At 38.8% G+C, this 16,179-nt stretch carries 14 protein-coding genes; 4 read left to right on the top strand and 10 right to left on the bottom strand.

Annotated features, from left to right (window positions below):
- A complete protein-coding gene (locus J580_RS13305; RefSeq protein ID WP_002118718.1) occupies positions 1–1,374 on the bottom strand; it encodes a diaminobutyrate--2-oxoglutarate transaminase in 1,374 nt (457 codons plus the stop codon).
- Between the two features lie 467 nt (positions 1,375–1,841).
- Here J580_RS13305 and J580_RS13300 point away from each other — a divergent pair, with 467 nt between their 5' ends.
- Complete coding sequence (locus tag J580_RS13300) at positions 1,842–2,543, top strand: SIMPL domain-containing protein (protein WP_014207320.1); 702 nt, start codon at positions 1,842–1,844, stop codon at positions 2,541–2,543.
- A gap of 48 nt (positions 2,544–2,591) precedes the next feature.
- Here the strand turns inward: J580_RS13300 and J580_RS13295 are convergent, their stop codons facing one another.
- A complete protein-coding gene (locus J580_RS13295) occupies positions 2,592–3,686 on the bottom strand; it encodes a fatty acid desaturase family protein (RefSeq protein WP_002118415.1) in 1,095 nt (364 codons plus the stop codon).
- A gap of 12 nt (positions 3,687–3,698) precedes the next feature.
- Entirely contained in the window at positions 3,699–4,769 is a 1,071-nt protein-coding gene (locus J580_RS13290) for a ferredoxin reductase (RefSeq protein ID WP_017399288.1), read from the bottom strand.
- Positions 4,770–4,909: 140 nt separating this feature from the next.
- On the opposite strand from J580_RS13290, the gene fabR reads away from it, so the two are divergent.
- Positions 4,910–5,605 (top strand): HTH-type transcriptional repressor FabR, encoded by a 696-nt coding sequence (gene fabR, locus J580_RS13285; RefSeq protein WP_002118668.1) that lies wholly within the window; start codon positions 4,910–4,912, stop codon positions 5,603–5,605.
- A gap of 166 nt (positions 5,606–5,771) precedes the next feature.
- Entirely contained in the window at positions 5,772–6,788 is a 1,017-nt protein-coding gene (locus J580_RS13280) for an AI-2E family transporter (RefSeq protein WP_005067939.1), read from the top strand.
- A 58-nt stretch (positions 6,789–6,846) separates the two neighbouring features.
- On the opposite strand, the gene rapA is transcribed toward J580_RS13280, so the two are convergent.
- The 6 genes from rapA to J580_RS13250 form a co-directional block, all read right to left on the bottom strand.
- The gene (gene rapA / locus J580_RS13275) at positions 6,847–9,684 is read right to left on the bottom strand and encodes an RNA polymerase-associated protein RapA (RefSeq protein ID WP_032004481.1); all 2,838 of its coding nucleotides are present in this window, start codon (positions 9,682–9,684) and stop codon (positions 6,847–6,849) included.
- 144 nt (positions 9,685–9,828) lie between these two features.
- The gene (locus J580_RS13270) at positions 9,829–10,467 is read right to left on the bottom strand and encodes an RluA family pseudouridine synthase (protein ID WP_032004480.1); all 639 of its coding nucleotides are present in this window, start codon (positions 10,465–10,467) and stop codon (positions 9,829–9,831) included.
- Positions 10,468–10,599: 132 nt separating this feature from the next.
- The gene (locus tag J580_RS13265; RefSeq protein WP_032004479.1) at positions 10,600–11,304 is read right to left on the bottom strand and encodes a phosphopantetheine-binding protein; all 705 of its coding nucleotides are present in this window, start codon (positions 11,302–11,304) and stop codon (positions 10,600–10,602) included.
- A gap of 62 nt (positions 11,305–11,366) precedes the next feature.
- Positions 11,367–12,665, bottom strand: coding sequence for a glutamate-1-semialdehyde 2,1-aminomutase (hemL, locus tag J580_RS13260; protein WP_032004478.1), 1,299 nt, complete (start codon positions 12,663–12,665; stop codon positions 11,367–11,369).
- Positions 12,666–12,707: 42 nt separating this feature from the next.
- Entirely contained in the window at positions 12,708–13,319 is a 612-nt protein-coding gene (gene thiE / locus J580_RS13255) for a thiamine phosphate synthase (RefSeq protein WP_032004477.1), read from the bottom strand.
- Between the two features lie 115 nt (positions 13,320–13,434).
- Positions 13,435–13,818, bottom strand: coding sequence for a DUF962 domain-containing protein (locus tag J580_RS13250; RefSeq protein ID WP_081403646.1), 384 nt, complete (start codon positions 13,816–13,818; stop codon positions 13,435–13,437).
- A gap of 165 nt (positions 13,819–13,983) precedes the next feature.
- Between J580_RS13250 and J580_RS23820 the strand changes: the two genes are divergently transcribed.
- Positions 13,984–15,447 (top strand): CYTH and CHAD domain-containing protein, encoded by a 1,464-nt coding sequence (locus tag J580_RS23820; protein ID WP_032004472.1) that lies wholly within the window; start codon positions 13,984–13,986, stop codon positions 15,445–15,447.
- Positions 15,448–15,482: 35 nt separating this feature from the next.
- Here J580_RS23820 and J580_RS13240 read toward each other — a convergent pair whose 3' ends face one another.
- Positions 15,483–16,115 carry a hypothetical protein gene (locus tag J580_RS13240; protein WP_016140335.1) on the bottom strand — a complete coding sequence of 211 codons (633 nt, stop codon included), beginning with the start codon at positions 16,113–16,115 and terminating at the stop codon, positions 15,483–15,485.
- Positions 16,116–16,179 lie beyond the last annotated feature (64 nt).

The raw sequence follows: 16,179 nt of genomic DNA, 5'->3' as shown, positions 1-16,179 counted from the left end.
TTATGCGCCTCGTACTGCAACCAATGCTTCTGCAATTGCTTTCTTAAAGCGAGCAACTACTTCAACACACTCGTCTTGAGTGATGATAAGCGGGCAAAGTAAACGAATTACTGTGCCGTTACGACCACCTTTTTCAAGCAATAATTTATTGTTGAAACAAGCAGTTTGAATTGCAGCAGCTAATTGTGAGTCAGCTGGATGCGAACCGATACGATCAGCTGGTTTACGCTCGTCAACAATCTCAACACCGATCATTAAACCGCGACCACGTACGTTACCGATACATGGGAATTCTTGAGCTAATTTTTTAAATTCAGCTTGTAAGAAGTCACCACGCTCTTGCGCATTTTGAGCAAGATTTTGTTCGCTAATCGTTTTTAATACGACAAGACCAGTACCCATAGCAAGTTGGTTACCACGGAAAGTACCCGTGTGACCAGCAGGCTGCCAAGCATCAAATTTACGTTTAATACCTAATACTGCAAGTGGTAAACCACCACCTACTGCTTTAGACATTACAACAACATCAGGTTCAATACCTGCATGTTCAAATGCAAACATTTTGCCCGAACGTGCAAAGCCAGCTTGAACTTCGTCTAAAATTAAAACGATGTTGTGCTTTTCAGTCACTTCACGGATTTTTTGCAACCATTTTACTGGAGCTGTAACTACGCCGCCTTCACCTTGAATCGCTTCAAGAATAACAGCAGCCGGTTTTGTTACACCGCTTTCTACATCTTCAATAAAGTTTTCAAAGTAGTAAGTTAAGGCGTCAACACCAGCTTCACCACCTAAACCAAGTGGGCAGCGGTATTCATGCGGATATGGCATGAATTGTACGCCTGGCATTAAACCGTTAACTGCATTTTTTGCACTTAAGTTACCAGTCATAGCAAGCGCACCATGGGTCATACCATGGTAACCGCCTGAGAAACTGATTACTGAGCTACGGCCAGTGTAAGTCTTAGCAAGTTTGATTGCTGCTTCAGTTGCGTCTGCACCTGCAGGACCACAGAACTGCAAGCAATATTCTTCTTTACCACCAGGTAAATATGCTAATAATGCTTCAGTGAATGCATCTTTTAAAGGTGTGGTTAAGTCTAAAGTATGCAATGGCAAACCACTTGCCAATGTATCTTGAATACTTTGAATCACCGCAGGATGATTATGACCTAAAGCCAATGTACCTGCCCCAGCTAAACAATCAAGGTACTGTGTACCTTCAACATCAGTAACCCAGCATCCTTGTGCTTTCGCTATCGCTAACGGTAATTTACGTGGATAGCTACGAACATTTGATTCCATTTGACTTTGGCGAGTCAAATAATATTCGTTAGTAGCATTAGTGGCAGGGTTAACGGAAGTAACGCTCATATCGGATTACCATCTCTGATAGGGGTAGAAAGAAATAAGTCTGGTGACGATTGGTCCTTTGACTCGGTGCTTTATAGAACTAGTAAAGACACTTATTTTATATCTTGTAACTAGGAGCGCGATGATACCTAATTTTACAAGAAAAAAAACGTCTTTTATGTACTTTACTCATCTAATCTTATTGAAAAAATGTATCATCCCAATAGTTATGATGAATTATCATCATACTATGTGACAACCTAAAGAAAATATTCTTTTTTTATATTACTTTGATTTTTTAAGTTACATTGAAACACTTTAATTTTAAGCTTTTAATTTTTAAAGACTTTATATTTACCAAAATTTAAAAAAACCTGATCTGAATATTACAAATACGCCACAAAATCTGCAAAAGTTATGCATAAGTTATGTTTAACATTTCCTAATGAAAAAAATTAAATTTATATTAATTTTTAAAGGAAAAATTTATGCGTACTTTAGCCGTATCCACCCTTCTTTTAGGTTCTCTCCTTAGCCCTTTAGTTTTTGCTCAGGATGACAATGCTTTGAACTACAATATTGTAAATGTACAAGCGGAAGCTTCTCGCCAAGTTTCTAATGATGAAATGCATGCAACTTTATATATTGAAAAAAGTAACAAACAACCAGCCGAGCTTTCAAACCAAATTAATCAACTGATGAATCAGGCACTTAATGTTTCTCGTAAATATCCACAAGTAAAAGTGGAAACTGGTGCTCAAAGCACTTATCCAATTTACGATAACGATAGCAATAAGTTAAAAGAATGGCGTGGCCGCGCTGAAATCCGTCTTGAAAGTAAAGACTTTAAAGCTGCTAGCCAGTTAGTAAACGAATTACAGCAAAACTTCCAAACTCAATCAATTAACTTTACGGTTTCTGATGAACAACGTAAAAAAGTTGAAAATGAGTTAATGGTAGAAGCATCTAAAAACTTCCAACAACGTGCTCAAATGTTGACCCAAGCTTGGAATAAAAACCAATATAGTTTGGTCACTCTAAACCTGAACACGAATAACTATTTCCCACAACCTGTAATGCGTGCCAGCATGGCTAAATTTGCTATGGCCGAAGCTGCACCAGCTCAAGACATGGCAGCTGGTGAGTCTAAAATTACTGTGAATGCAAACGGTTCAATTCAGTTTAAATAATTTGTTTCTCTAAAAAAAAGCCCTGATTAGTTCAGGGCTTTTTTTGACTTATTTTTTAAAAGGTAAAGCATATTTAAAGATACGGCCTACCACTTGTCCAAACTGTTTAGCCAGACTCGCATTGTTATAATTTAGACCATATTTTTTACATACAGCTTCAACTTTTGGAGCCATTTGGCGATAACGACGCGCTGGGATATCAGGGAATAAATGGTGCTCAATCTGATGGCTCAAATGTCCGCTTAAAATATGTAATGCTTCTGAACCTTTCAAGTTAGAAGAACCACGAATCTGGCGCATATACCAGTGACCACGGCTTTCTTCTTGTAAAACAGACTTTGGAAATACTTCCGCATCTTTTGTGAAATGACCACAAAAAATAATCGTAAATGTCCAGATATTACGAAGACCATTTGCAACCAAATTACCAGTGAATACAGGTAAAGCTGCTGGACCTGCAATTAAAGGGAAGAAAACATAGTCTTTAAAAAGTTGTTTTCCAATCTTTTTATTAACAGGTTTTAACTCTTCCAAGAATTTTGCCATGCTCTTACGTTTATAAAGGACACGTCCAATTTCAAGATTCTGAATAGCTACGCCCCATTGGAACAATAAACAGAATGGGATGCTATAAACAGGTTGAAGTAAGAAACCCGGCTTCCAGCGTTGCTCTGGGAATAAACGAAGTAAACCGTAACCGATGTCATCATCAATACCTTTAATGTTGGTATAGGTGTGATGTTTATAGTTATGAGTTTGGCGCCAGTTATCAGAAGTACCGACAGTATCCCACTCGTAAGTTTGACCATTAAATTTAGGATCGTTCATCCAGTCATATTGACCGTGCATCACGTTATGACCGAGTTCCATGTTTTCCATAATTTTAGAGAAGCCTAACAGACCTGTTCCTAAAATCCATGCTGGTGGGAACCAACCTGCAAACAAACATGCTCGGCCTAAAAAGCTACTATAACGAATTGCAGCATAAACACGGCGGATATATTTAGCGTCTTTCTCACCCAAATCATCCAATACTTCTTGCTTGATCTGATCGAGCTCTTTTGCAAATGCATCAAGTTCTGCTGGAGTCAAATCTCGATTTTTAGGATTTTTAAAATATTCGACTTTCACTGGCATATTCATAAGAGTTCTCTCTTAAAGATCAATAACTAGATCGGATTTTGCTGAGTTCACACAAATTTTGAGTAATTGGCTTGGTTCAGTGTTTTCGCTACCGTTAAGTAAATTACGTGTTGAACCTTGGGATTTATTACAAACACATTTATTACAAATTCCCATACGGCAACCATGAGTTGGTTTAAGACCTTCATGTTCAAGGCTAACCAGAATTGACTGGCCTTTAGGAATTGCAATCACCTTATTAGACTGGGTTAATGTGACATTCACATAACCAATATCATCGGCAGAGCTTTCATTTGTTAAGCTAAATGCTTCTGTTAAAACGGCTGGAGCGTTTTCAAATAACTGCTCAACAGACGCTACAAAACCAGAAGGACCACACGCATAAATTGTGCTGTTTTCTACATCATCAACTAATGCTAAATGCTCTGCATTTAAACGTTCATCATTTGGGGTTTCTTGTGTATAGAAAACCTGATAATTAAAGTTCGGATATTGCTGCGCAACTTTTTCAAAGTATTCAACAAAAGCTGCATCTGAACGTTGTTTCACCCAATATAAAAGTTGCACCTGAACTTTATCTAACTGCTGGCTTTGTTTAATCGCAGTAATCAAGCTCAACATTGGGGTAATACCACTACCCGCAGCCAACATAATTAAATTCGGTGTTTTGATGTTTTGTTGCATGTCACCATAAGGTTGACCAAGCTCAAAAACATCACCGATTTTGCTTTCAGAAATAAACCAGTTACTCACGATACCATCAGCAACTTTTTTTACGGTTAAACGTAAGTGCTGCGCATCTATTTGCGTCAAACTATAAGTACGTTCATAGCGACGACCAGCAATTTCTACAATTACAGGATGATGCTGGCCTGCAACGCCCATTTTTACTAGGCGGTTACATTTTAGCGTCAGGCTCACCATGTCGTGAGCGACAAATTCTTTTTTTACAATTTGAACAAGGCCATGTTTTACAGACCATAAAGGATTAACTTTTTGTAGCCAGAAATTAGCCATTTCTTTATCAAAGATGGCTTGTGTCAATGAATTGAATAGAGAATTTCTCTTTTCGATTGCTTGCATAATTGAAGGCTCTGTCGCTCTTTTTTAATTATTATACACATGTATATATATTTGTATATACACCCGTACTTTTAATTACAATTTCACAAGTTCAGCTTCTAAGGCTATAATCCTGAGAGTTTACAAATATATTGAACAGCATGACCCAATCTTCACTTTCTCAGAACCTGAATGACACACCTCAACAACAAGATGTCATTGAAATTAAAACAGCTACGCGTTCTGTTGGAAGAAAAGCGACAATTACTAAAGAAGAACTTTTTCAGGCCGCTTTAAACCTCATTGGTCCGCAAAAAAGTATTGCTTCATTGAGTTTACGTGAAGTAGCTCGAGAAGCAGGAATTGCCCCAAATAGTTTCTATCGACATTTTAAAGATATTGATGAATTAGCAATTTCTCTAATTGACCGCGCAGGTATCGTTTTACGTAAAATTATCCGTCAGGCTCGCCTACGTGCTTCTTTACAAGAAAGTATTATTCGTAGTTCCGTCGATATTTTCCTTCAACAACTCGATGCCGATGAAGGTAATTTAAGTTTATTACTACGTGAAAGTTTTACAGGTTCTGCTTCTTATAAGGCTGCCGTAGACCGCCAGCTCAACTTTTTTCAGCAAGAGCTACAAGAAGATTTAATTCGTCTTGAACGGTTAAATAACAATCACCTGTATCACCCAGACCTTGTTGCAAAAGCAATTACTCAACTTGTGTTTCACATGGGCGCCAAAGTGATTGATTTGCCGATCAATCAACGTGCAGAAGTTGCTGAACAAACTATGATTATGATTCGGATGATTTTAGAAGGCGCACGTCATCTAGATGAAGCAAAAATTCGCTAAAATGATCTAATGAATGGCTTGTTGATGAACAGGCCATTTTTACATCTAACTCCTCTATTTTCCAATAAAAATATAATTCACTGATTGAAGCGAATAGCTTGCCAGAGTATAAATAATCATTCCGTTTGCTCTTTCTCCTATATTCCCAACGATCTCAGGGATCCACATGCAAAATTTGAATAATCGTCAAAGTCTGATTGCAAGCTACATTCTAATGGGCATCTTTTTGCTTTCGGTTATCCCATTACATCTATTAGCAAGTTTTTTTGCAGGCTTTCTCATTTATGAAATTATTATTAGTTTAAGTTCGGTTGTAGAACGTTATATTGATGGCCAAAGAGCCCGTATTTTTATTAGTATTTTACTTAGTATTGTCACCATCTCACTTATTGGTTTTTTCATAACGAGTCTGATTAGTTTCGTTGTATACGATCTAAAAGGCGTCGGATTACATAGTATTAATAGCAAAGTTGATCAAACCCTCCTTCATTTGCAAGCAGAGATCACAAAATATCTTCCAGGTTATATTCCTGATAGCGTGACAGATCTAAAAGACGAAATCTTTGCATTTATGAAAGATAACGTCACCACCCTAAAAAACACCAGTTCCGATATTTTGCATAACTTCGTGACTATGGTCATGGGATTAATTATTGGTATTTTGGTGGCAATACATGGTTTTCATCGCCGTACGCCTCAGCCTGTTTTTAAGTCACTGCTTATCCAACGTATTCAAAAATTATCAATTTCATTTAAAAATGTTGTTTTTGCCCAAATAAAAATTTCAGCTATTAACACGCTGCTCTTTATTTTATTCGCCTTTATTTTATTGCCGCTTTGGGGAGTTCACCTTCCTTTTGCAAAAACTTTAACCATTTTGACCTTTATGTTTGGACTGATTCCAATTTTGGGGAATCTACTTTCAAACACTTTAACGTTTATTGCAGCTCTTACCATTTCCCTAGGGCTAGCAGGAGCAGCATTACTTTATCTCGTTCTGGTTCATAAACTTGAATATTTTATTAATGCTAAAATTATTGGGCATAAAATCAATGCAAATGCATGGGAAATTTTATTAGCAATGCTAGTATTTGAGTCAATTTTTGGCTTAGGCGGTTTAATCGCAGCTCCAATTTTTTATGCTTATTTAAAGCTAGAATTAAAAGACGCTGGTCTTATCTAACTCAAAATCGATGTATAAAAAAAGCGCCCTCTCGGCGCTTTTTTTATTTTGAGTGAAGTTATGGCTTAACCACAACTAACACCTGAATTGCTTCTGGTGTAACAGTTAAACCATCAAGTAAGCTCAAGCCTTCTTTTTGCAGTTTCTGTAAACGTTCAATTTCGTCTTGACGAATACTTGGGTTGAACTGTTTGAGATAAGTTAAACGGTCAATTTCATATTGCCATTTATTGCCATAATGTTCCTTTGCTTGTTGCTGAAGCTGCGGTAAATCAACTTTCGCAATCTCTAACGCTTGTTTATAGCGCTGCTCAATGATATCACGGCGGGCTTTAACTACTTGACGGCAGCTATTGCCATCTAAATGGTGCAAATAAGGTTTTAAAATTGTTGGATCAATCTTTTCAGATAAGTCCTGACCATTTTCACTTAACAATACACGGATAAGCTGTTTCGGCAAGCTTGATGGCAAGTTCAAAGATTTAGGTGCAACAACATCCACTTTAAACCAGACTTCAATTAATACTGAACCCTGCTTTAAAGCGTTAGATTTGAGTACAGCAACATTGGTACTACCAAACGATTGTGTACGGATCATTTCCATAACACTTTCAATGAATGGATGCTCTAAAGTTAAATATTGAGCATCTTCACGAAGCTGAGCTTGATCACGATAGAAAGTTGCTGTCATACCTTCTTCGTCTAATGCCAAACCTTGCACTTGCATTTGGTCGGTCGGTTTAATAATCACCGTACCATTACTTTGCTCATCAAAGTCGATATTGGTTGATGACATGAAACGCTTCACAAACATTGGTAGCGTAGTATTGTCATCATAGTCTTCAAGGGCCTGAACAATTTCTTGTGCCACAATTGGACGACATGAATTATATTCAAGTAAACGGTCTCGGCCAGCTTGAAGTTCAGCTTCTAAGGCTTGACGTTGAACATTCACCTCTTCAAGCAAATCTTCAAATGTTTGACCTTGGTCTGCAAGTAAACAGTCTTTTAATTCAACAATAAAATTCTCTTGCAGCGTTTGCGCTGTCGGAGAAATATTGCTGAAAATATTCAGTGCTTCGTTATACCAACGGAACATACGCTCTTGAGCTGTTCCCACAAGGTATGGCACATGAATTTGGATACGGTTTTCTTGACCAATACGGTCTAGACGTCCAATACGTTGCTCTAAAACATCTGGGTTAGCTGGTAGATCAAATAAAATTAGATCACTGGCGAATTGGAAATTACGGCCTTCCGAACCAATTTCCGAACACAATAGAATCTGCGCGCCATAGCTTTCTTCAGCAAAATAAGCAGCAGCTTGGTCACGTTCTAGTAAGCTCATGCCTTCATGGAACATTGCAGTACGAATGCCTGCATGCAAACGCAACACATTTTCTAAAGATTCAACTACTGGTCCGCTACGCGCAATTAAAAGCACTTTTTTATGCTTAAGATCTTTGCGTAAAATTTCCATTAACCATGGCACACGCGGATCATTTTGCATCCATGAACCATCAATTTGCGCTTCTTCAGGCCACATCTGCTCACGCAGTTTGCCATCTTTTGACCAATCTTCTGGTGCTGGTAATGGTGCTGGTTGACAATCACGACCTGGGAAGCCCTGAATGGCTTCACGTGTATTACGGAATAAAATACGTCCAGTACCGTGACGGTCTAATAATTCGTGAATTGCCCTAAAGCGTTGATCTGGCTGGTCTTCAATGCTGTGACCTAATAAGCCTTCTAAAGCAGATAAATGCTCTGGTGTTAGAGCTTGATCCGACATGAGCACTTCAGCAATTTTTGCAGTCTGCTGGTACTGAGTCTCCTCATCTAAGAAGCGCTCTAAACTACTAAAACGCTGTGGATCAAGTAAACGTAATCGAGCGAAATGACTTTCTACACCTAATTGTTCAGGTGTTGCAGTGAGTAATAGTACACCTGCTGTATTTTCAGCGAGCTCTTCAATTAAATCGTAGCGATCATTACCGCCTTCTTCTTCGCTCCACATCAAATGATGTGCTTCATCGACGACGAGCAAATCAAAACCAGCTTCTATGGCTTGTTCACGCAAATCATCATGGTCAACCATTAAGTCAACACTGGCAATAATGCATTGCTCAGTCAAGAACGGGTTAAGCTCAGGATCATGTTCTTTAATAGATGCAGTACGCGTTAAATCAAACAGAGAGAATTGCAAGTTAAAACGGCGACGCATTTCAATCATCCACTGATACTGAAGAGAATCAGGGACTAAAATCAGAATTCGTTCTGAACGACCAGTTTTAAGTTGTTGGTGGATGATTAAACCAGCTTCAATTGTTTTACCTAAACCAACTTCATCGGCAAGTAAAACACGAGGTGCAAAACGTTTACCAACTTCATGTGCGATATAAAGCTGATGAGGAATCAGGCCAACACGTGCACCGACCATCCCACGTAGAGGACTGGTCTGCATTTGTGCTTGCATGAGCATCGCTTCAATACGCAGATCATACCATTCTTTATAGTCAACTTGACTTGCAAGCAAACGATCTAAAGGTTTAGATAATTGAATTTGCGCGCCAATACGTGTTTCATTGAGTGCTTTACGCTCTTGCTCGCCATTTTCTAAAGTACGAACAACGTTGTAACGCAAAACGCCATGACGATCTTCAACAGACTCAACGATCCACTTCTGGCCTTCTTGATCTTGAACTTCATCATTCGAATTGAAGATGATACGAGATAGTGGAGCATTATTACGTGCATATACACGTGTCTCATCACTTTTGGGGAATAAAATGCTGACAGATCTTTCATCTACATCAATAAGAACACCTAAACCGAGCTCAGTTTCTGTGTCTGATAGCCAACGTTGACCAATAGCATACTGCTGCAATTTTTCCACCTTTCTCTCAAGTTCGCACTACATATTGTACGATGCAAATTAGCTTATTTTTGCATCTTTTTATGTAGTCTTTAAAGCAAAATTTTGAAGCAAAAACCAATTAAATCGCTTTGCTACAAAAAATCACGCATTAAAATTTTTACATTAAAACGGTACAGGACAGTCAAAAGTTAATGTTTCTGCTGTGACAGGATGATTAAAACTTAACTGCTTGGCATGCAAGCATAAACGCGGAACAAGTTGCTGCTCCGGTGTTGCATACAGCGTATCACCTACAATTGGATGCCCAAGATATTGCATGTGTACACGGAGTTGATGAGATCGGCCCGTAATTGGTATTAATTTCACACGAGTTACAGGCTGTCCCTGAATCTGAAAATGTTCTATGGCCTGCCAATGTGTTAAAGCAGGCTTGTTGTGAGAAGCGTCGACAATATGTAAAGGTGGTCGGCTTGGGTCATAGATGACAGGAATATCTACAGTCCCCTCACCCTCTAAATGACCTGCGACAAGCGCTTCATATATTTTTGAAGTCTGACGATCTTGAAATTGACGTGCAATTGCACTTTGACCGTGCTTCGATAAACCAAATACTAAAATACCTGAAGTATCTCGGTCTAGACGATGAATGAGCAAAGTTTTAGGTTCAATCGCAACCAACCTTGTCAAAACGCTATCATGTAAATCACCCTTACCAGGAACACTCAAGATGTCCGAAGGTTTATGAATCACCATAAAATCATCATCACGATAGATCAGATGTTCACTTAGAAAATCACTCAAAGTTGTATTCCCAAGGTAAGATGAAAAACAAGCGGGCAATAATAAAAAGCTTACGTCCGAATTACAATGCCGTTCGGGTAAATTAACAGCAGAATTTGCAAATATTATGGATCACTTGAGGTCTATAGTCAGTCAAGGCTTCAATAACTGCATAATATGTTGCAATGTCGGTGCTTGCATTATCTCTTCAGCGCTTAAGCTCGCACCATTTGCACGCCATAGATCGACTAGATAATTCACAGCAGACTGATCTAGTCCGTAGTTTCTTAAATCAATTTCAGGATAGATCTCCATAGGATGTCGCCCCAACTGTTCAGCAATTGCCAATAAGATTCCTTTATCTGACAAGATATAAGAGGACGGCGTACTTAAAGACCATAAGCGTATTAAGCTGTGCGTATTTAAATGTTTTATATGGTCAAAACTGATCTTTTCAACCCATTGGATATGCTGCTCTAGATTAGCCGCCAAGATCGCATCATTTACAACACTGACCTGATCTGTAATCGATAAAACAAGCTGCATGACTTGTTTAAACAGAGGCGACAAATCACCTGCCATCATAACTTGGGCTTTAGTATTTGATGACAAACGCTGACCAAGCTCCAACATGGTTTGTTGAAGCTGAGATGTCTCAATAAAAATGATTGGAATTTCGAGTGATTGAGCGCGCTTAATCAACAATTCCAAATGATTCGCCAATGGTTGCTCAGACCAATCTGGTCGTAGTTTAAGCTCATTGAGCCCAACCATGAGCAAAATACTTTGCGCTGACTCAATTGACCAATTTGAAGTACTTGCAGCTAATTGGATTTTTCGAGGTAAGGGATAAAACATTGTTCTCTACAAATATAAAAATAGGTCAAATTAAAAAGCCCGTTTAACACGGGCTTTTTTGCTTACTTCATTTCAGTGAATGTTTCTTTTGCAGCCTGAATCGTAAATTCAATATCTTCATCAGAATGTGCAGATGAAATAAAGCCTGCTTCAAATGCTGAAGGTGCCAAGTTTACCCCACGCTTTAACATGCCATGGAAGAACTTTTTGAAAGCTTCAATATCACATGCCAACATTGAGTCAAAGCTTGTAATATCTTCTTGGTCAGTAAAGTAAAGACCGAACATTGCGCCAGCTTGCTGAGTCTTAAATGGAATACCCGCTTCATCAGCTGCAGCTTGTAAGCCTGCAAGTAGCTTTTCAAGTTGAGCAGATAATTTGCTGTAAAAGTCAGGTTGGCGTAAATGTTTAAACATCTCGATACCAGCACGCATAGCAAGTGGGTTACCAGATAATGTTCCTGCTTGGTATACACCGCCTAAAGGTGCGATACATTCCATGATTTCACGCTTACCACCAAACGCACCAACTGGTAGACCTGCACCAATAATTTTGCCTAAAGTTGTTAAATCAGGTTTAACATTATAAACCGATTGAGCACCACCTAAAGCAACACGGAAACCTGTCATCACTTCATCAATAATGAATACAGATTTATATTCATCACAAATATCACGAATGGCTTGTAAGAAACCGTCAATTGGTTTCACCATATTCATGTTACCCGCTACTGGTTCAATAATGACACCCGCAATTTCATGGCCGAACTTAGCAAAGCATTCTTTTAATGCTGCAATATCGTTGTAAGGTAACGTTAAAGTGTGTTTAGCAAAATCAACAGGAACACCTTTCGAAGTCGGTTCACCCTCACCTAAAGTAAGTAAGCCCGAACCTGCTTTTACTAAAAGTGAGTCAGAGTGGCCATGGTAACAACCTTCAAACTTCACAATTTTGTCACGGCCAGTATAACCACGCGCTAAACGAATAGCCGTCATGGTAGCTTCTGTACCCGAGTTAGTCATACGCACCAATTCAATGGATGGCATGATTTCACAGATAATATCTGCCAATGTTGTTTCGTGTACGGTTGGTGCACCAAAACTTAAACCGTCTTCTGCTGCTGTTTGTACAGCCTTAATAATCTCTGGATGAGCATGACCTAAAATCATTGGCCCCCAAGAACCAACATAGTCAACATAACGCTTACCATCCACATCCCATAAATAAGCACCTTTTGCTTTCTCGATGAAAACTGGTGTTCCTCCAACGCCATTAAAGGCACGTACCGGAGAGTTCACACCACCTGGAATGTGTTTGCTGGCTTGTTTAAATAACTGTTCTTGCTTTGGAGATAAACTCATGGAAATGCTCGTCTTAAATATCTAAAAAATAATTTTGAAAGCTTAAGAAAATAATTGTGCCCACGCCTGTACACGGGCAGGAATTTCAGCAGTTGATCGACCTAATATATCACTAATGACTGCACACAGGTCAGCCCCTGCCTCAATCACAGGTTGTGAGTTTTCAACAGTTAAACCACCAATCGCACAAATTGGTACATCATATTGAGCTGCTGCCTGCTTAATTACTTCGATCCCCACATTACCTGCTTCAGGTTTTGTAGAAGTCGCGTAAACCGCACCAAACGCAACATAAGTTGCACCATCGGCAATAGCTTTTTGGGCAAGTTCTAATGAATTTAAGCAAGTACGGCCAATAATGACACCTTCTGGTAACTGCGATTTTGCATCGGTGATTTCACCATCGCTTTGACCTAAATGCACACCTAAACCAAACTGAGCAGCCAGTTTTAGGTCATCATTAATGACAAAAGGAACCTGATATTTTTCACATAATTGTTTGATCTGTTCAACTTCAGCCAGCTGGTCGGCTTTGTCAACTTTTTTACGGCGGTACTGTAAAATTGCGATTTGACGGGTTGCGAGTGCGGTGTCTAATTTTTCTAATAATAATTGGATTGGGTCATCATTGGTAATGAGGTATAAACCGCGCATACTCTACTCTCGCTTTTGAAAACTTCGCTAGTATAACGGATTTATAAGTCATCATAAGTACCGATTGATATAGGCTTACCAGTACCAATCGGTATATTTAGAATAGATATAAAAATTAGCTCGGTATTTTATCGTGCTTACGATCAATCAAACTTAATCGACCAGTCGCTACGTCAGATAGCATTCGCCAATCAGAAATAAAGCTATAGAAAGGCTGTTTAAAACTGGCAGGCTTATTTTTTTCAAACGCAAAATGTCCAACCCAAGCATTTGCATAACCCGCTACCAAACCATAGAGTACATATTTGGCTTGCTTCTTACGGACTGCTTTTGAAAAAAAGTATAGACCAATGCTACTGCCCACCACATGCAAACGTCTGCTCATGATATTACGGTGTTCAGTTAAATAATAACGATAAAATTCCTGATAGTTTTTAATCGGCAATTCAAACTCTGGCTGAGCTTCATGGCTAAAGTTTACTGGTGCATTCACGATCATCTTCCTGATTTTTATTTGATCAAAACCTCACCTGATTGTACACCTAAATAAAAGTGTAGCGTCATATGTTTGATTGTAACTTTCTCTATCAAAATCATTATTTTTAACGCTAAGCTATTATACTTATTCAAGATAGTCTAAATACCTGATTCAGGGAGATATATTATGGTCGAAGTCGAACTAAAGTTTCAGTTACCTGAATCGAAGAAAAAAACTGTCCAGCAATACTTAAAAAAACACAAAGCAAAGAACATCCACTTACAGGCAAAGTATTACGACACTCCTGATCGATTACTTGCAAAAAACGGTATGGCCTTACGTTTACGTAAAGAAGATGATCAATGGGTACAAACATTTAAAGCGGCAGGTCAAAGCCATCTCCACCGTGTTGAAGAAGAAATTCATTTAGGTGTATGTGACCAAGAACCTGACTTAAACCTTGAGTTATATAAAGACAATAAAGCCGTCACAGATTTGATTACTCAAGCTTTAGGCTCTGAAGTCGAAAAGCTAAGCTTACAGTTTGAGACTGATGTACAGCGCACCTATCATGTTTTTGAAGCAGATGACACGGCAATTGAAGTCTGTCTTGATGATGGGGTCGTAAAAACAGCAGATGCACAAAGTGTAATTTGTGAAGTCGAATTTGAACTCAAGCAAGGGGCTGTGAAAACGCTTATTCAGTTTGCGCAGCAATGGATTAATCGTTATTCACTTTGGCTTGATGTAAGAAGTAAAGCCGAACGTGGCAACTTATTAGCACTAGGGCAAGCTGCCTCACCTGCTGTTCATGCTAAAAGTCTGACATTAAATAAAGATATTACTGCTGAACAGGCTCTAAAAAAGATTGTTGAAAACTGTTTAGGGCAATTCTTACCAAATATGGCTGTCATTGCCGATGGAGTTGCCGAAGCTGAGCATATCCATCAGGCACGGGTAAGCTTACGTCGTTTACGTAGTGCCCTTAAGCATTTTGCAAGTTGGTCAAGCGAGCTAAATCCTGTTTGGGAAGAACAAATTGCTGAGCTTTTCCGTAAACTTGGAGACACTCGTGATGAAGATGCGATTCGTACCGAAGTGTTACCTATTATTCAACAACACGGTTCACCTGAACTTTTACTACCAGTTTCAGCCCAGCCCTCAAAAGAACTCTCAACAATCTTTACCTCTGCGGACACGATTAAGCTATTACTCGATTTATTAGCATTTGCTTATTCAGAAGAAGATTCAGAGAGTAAAACTGGTGCGTTAAAAAAACATATTAAAAAGAGTTTAGATAAGCTACACCATAAAGTGATTCGCAATGCTGACCATTTCTCTGAGCTTGAAGTGAATGAACAGCACAAAATAAGAAAGCAAGCTAAGCAGTTACGTTATTGTGTTGAGTTTATTTCGAGTCTTTATTCAAACAAAAAAGTACAGCAATATTTAAAACAGCTACAACCTGTACAAAACACATTAGGTCAATATAACGATTTGTTTATTGCAGAAGGTATTTTTAACAATGTGGTGGAACAAGATCCGTCTTTTTGGTTTGCTCTAGGTTGGGTCAAAGCCAAACAGCCACAATTACAAAAGCGCTCAGCAAAAGCTTTACAGACTTTTAGTCAGGCTGAAACTTTCTGGTAATTTATAAAAAGTCGCTGTAAACGTGCAGCGACTTTTTATCGGTATTTACCAAATACTTTCCATACGCCGTTATCTGCTAATGGATCACTATAGCTATCGCTGCGTTGCTTTCTTGGCTTATCACGAGCATCGACCAGCTTAAAATGCGGCTCAACCCCTAGCACAATCCCATTGGTATAAAAGCGCGAACGTGTATATTCGCTTTGTCCATGCTGGAATACATAGGTTCTTAAATCGATGAATTCACGGTGAGCAACCAGAGCCGCGGTATCATCACTTTGCAACCATTCTTGCATCGTAAATATTTGGTCTGTTTCAAACTGCCCGCATTTTTCAATCAGACTCGCAACACCGCGGAAAGTTTTAGATTCTTTTGCGCGTGTTTTATTAATCCTTATTCGGTCTACATGAAAAAAGAACAGCGGTAAATTTAAGTGACTTGGTAAATGAATAGCATCTGGTAATTCATCTTCCATAAATGGCTGAAAAAGTTCTTGTGCTCTTTCAATTAGCCCCTGCCATTGTTGGTAATAATTTTCGACTTCTTTTTGCAAGCCATAATAAATCGGCAGTCCTTCGACATGCTCTAAATATTGAGGTGGGAAAACATGCTGGCGTAATAAAGCAATATCTGTCTTTAAACTTTGAATCGCAATTGCATCTTGCATATTAGTCTCTCCTACCAATACTTAGGCTATTTACAGACTAAGTCAATGGTTTTGTTTCCGCAAG

The sequence above is a fragment of the Acinetobacter sp. 1542444 genome, assembly GCF_000581835.1.
Taxonomy (GTDB): Bacteria; Pseudomonadota; Gammaproteobacteria; order Pseudomonadales; family Moraxellaceae; genus Acinetobacter; species Acinetobacter pittii.
Note: the sequence above shows the minus strand (reverse complement) of the source record. Positions and strands in the feature narration are given on the sequence as shown.

Excerpts from the sequence above, each read along its gene's own strand:
- J580_RS13290 (WP_017399288.1), bottom strand. The coding sequence starts at position 4,769 with ATGCAAGCAATCGAAAAGAGAAATTCTCTATTCAATTCATTGACACAA.
- thiE (WP_032004477.1), bottom strand. The coding sequence starts at position 13,319 with ATGCGCGGTTTATACCTCATTACCAATGATGACCCAATCCAATTATTA.
- J580_RS13240 (WP_016140335.1), bottom strand. The coding sequence starts at position 16,115 with ATGCAAGATGCAATTGCGATTCAAAGTTTAAAGACAGATATTGCTTTA.
- J580_RS13305 (WP_002118718.1), bottom strand. The coding sequence starts at position 1,374 with ATGAGCGTTACTTCCGTTAACCCTGCCACTAATGCTACTAACGAATAT.
- J580_RS23820 (WP_032004472.1), top strand. The coding sequence starts at position 13,984 with ATGGTCGAAGTCGAACTAAAGTTTCAGTTACCTGAATCGAAGAAAAAA.
- fabR (WP_002118668.1), top strand. The coding sequence starts at position 4,910 with ATGACCCAATCTTCACTTTCTCAGAACCTGAATGACACACCTCAACAA.
- hemL (WP_032004478.1), bottom strand. The coding sequence starts at position 12,665 with ATGAGTTTATCTCCAAAGCAAGAACAGTTATTTAAACAAGCCAGCAAA.
- J580_RS13280 (WP_005067939.1), top strand. The coding sequence starts at position 5,772 with ATGCAAAATTTGAATAATCGTCAAAGTCTGATTGCAAGCTACATTCTA.
- J580_RS13250 (WP_081403646.1), bottom strand. The coding sequence starts at position 13,818 with ATGATCGTGAATGCACCAGTAAACTTTAGCCATGAAGCTCAGCCAGAG.
- J580_RS13300 (WP_014207320.1), top strand. The coding sequence starts at position 1,842 with ATGCGTACTTTAGCCGTATCCACCCTTCTTTTAGGTTCTCTCCTTAGC.
- J580_RS13265 (WP_032004479.1), bottom strand. The coding sequence starts at position 11,304 with ATGTTTTATCCCTTACCTCGAAAAATCCAATTAGCTGCAAGTACTTCA.
- J580_RS13295 (WP_002118415.1), bottom strand. The coding sequence starts at position 3,686 with ATGAATATGCCAGTGAAAGTCGAATATTTTAAAAATCCTAAAAATCGA.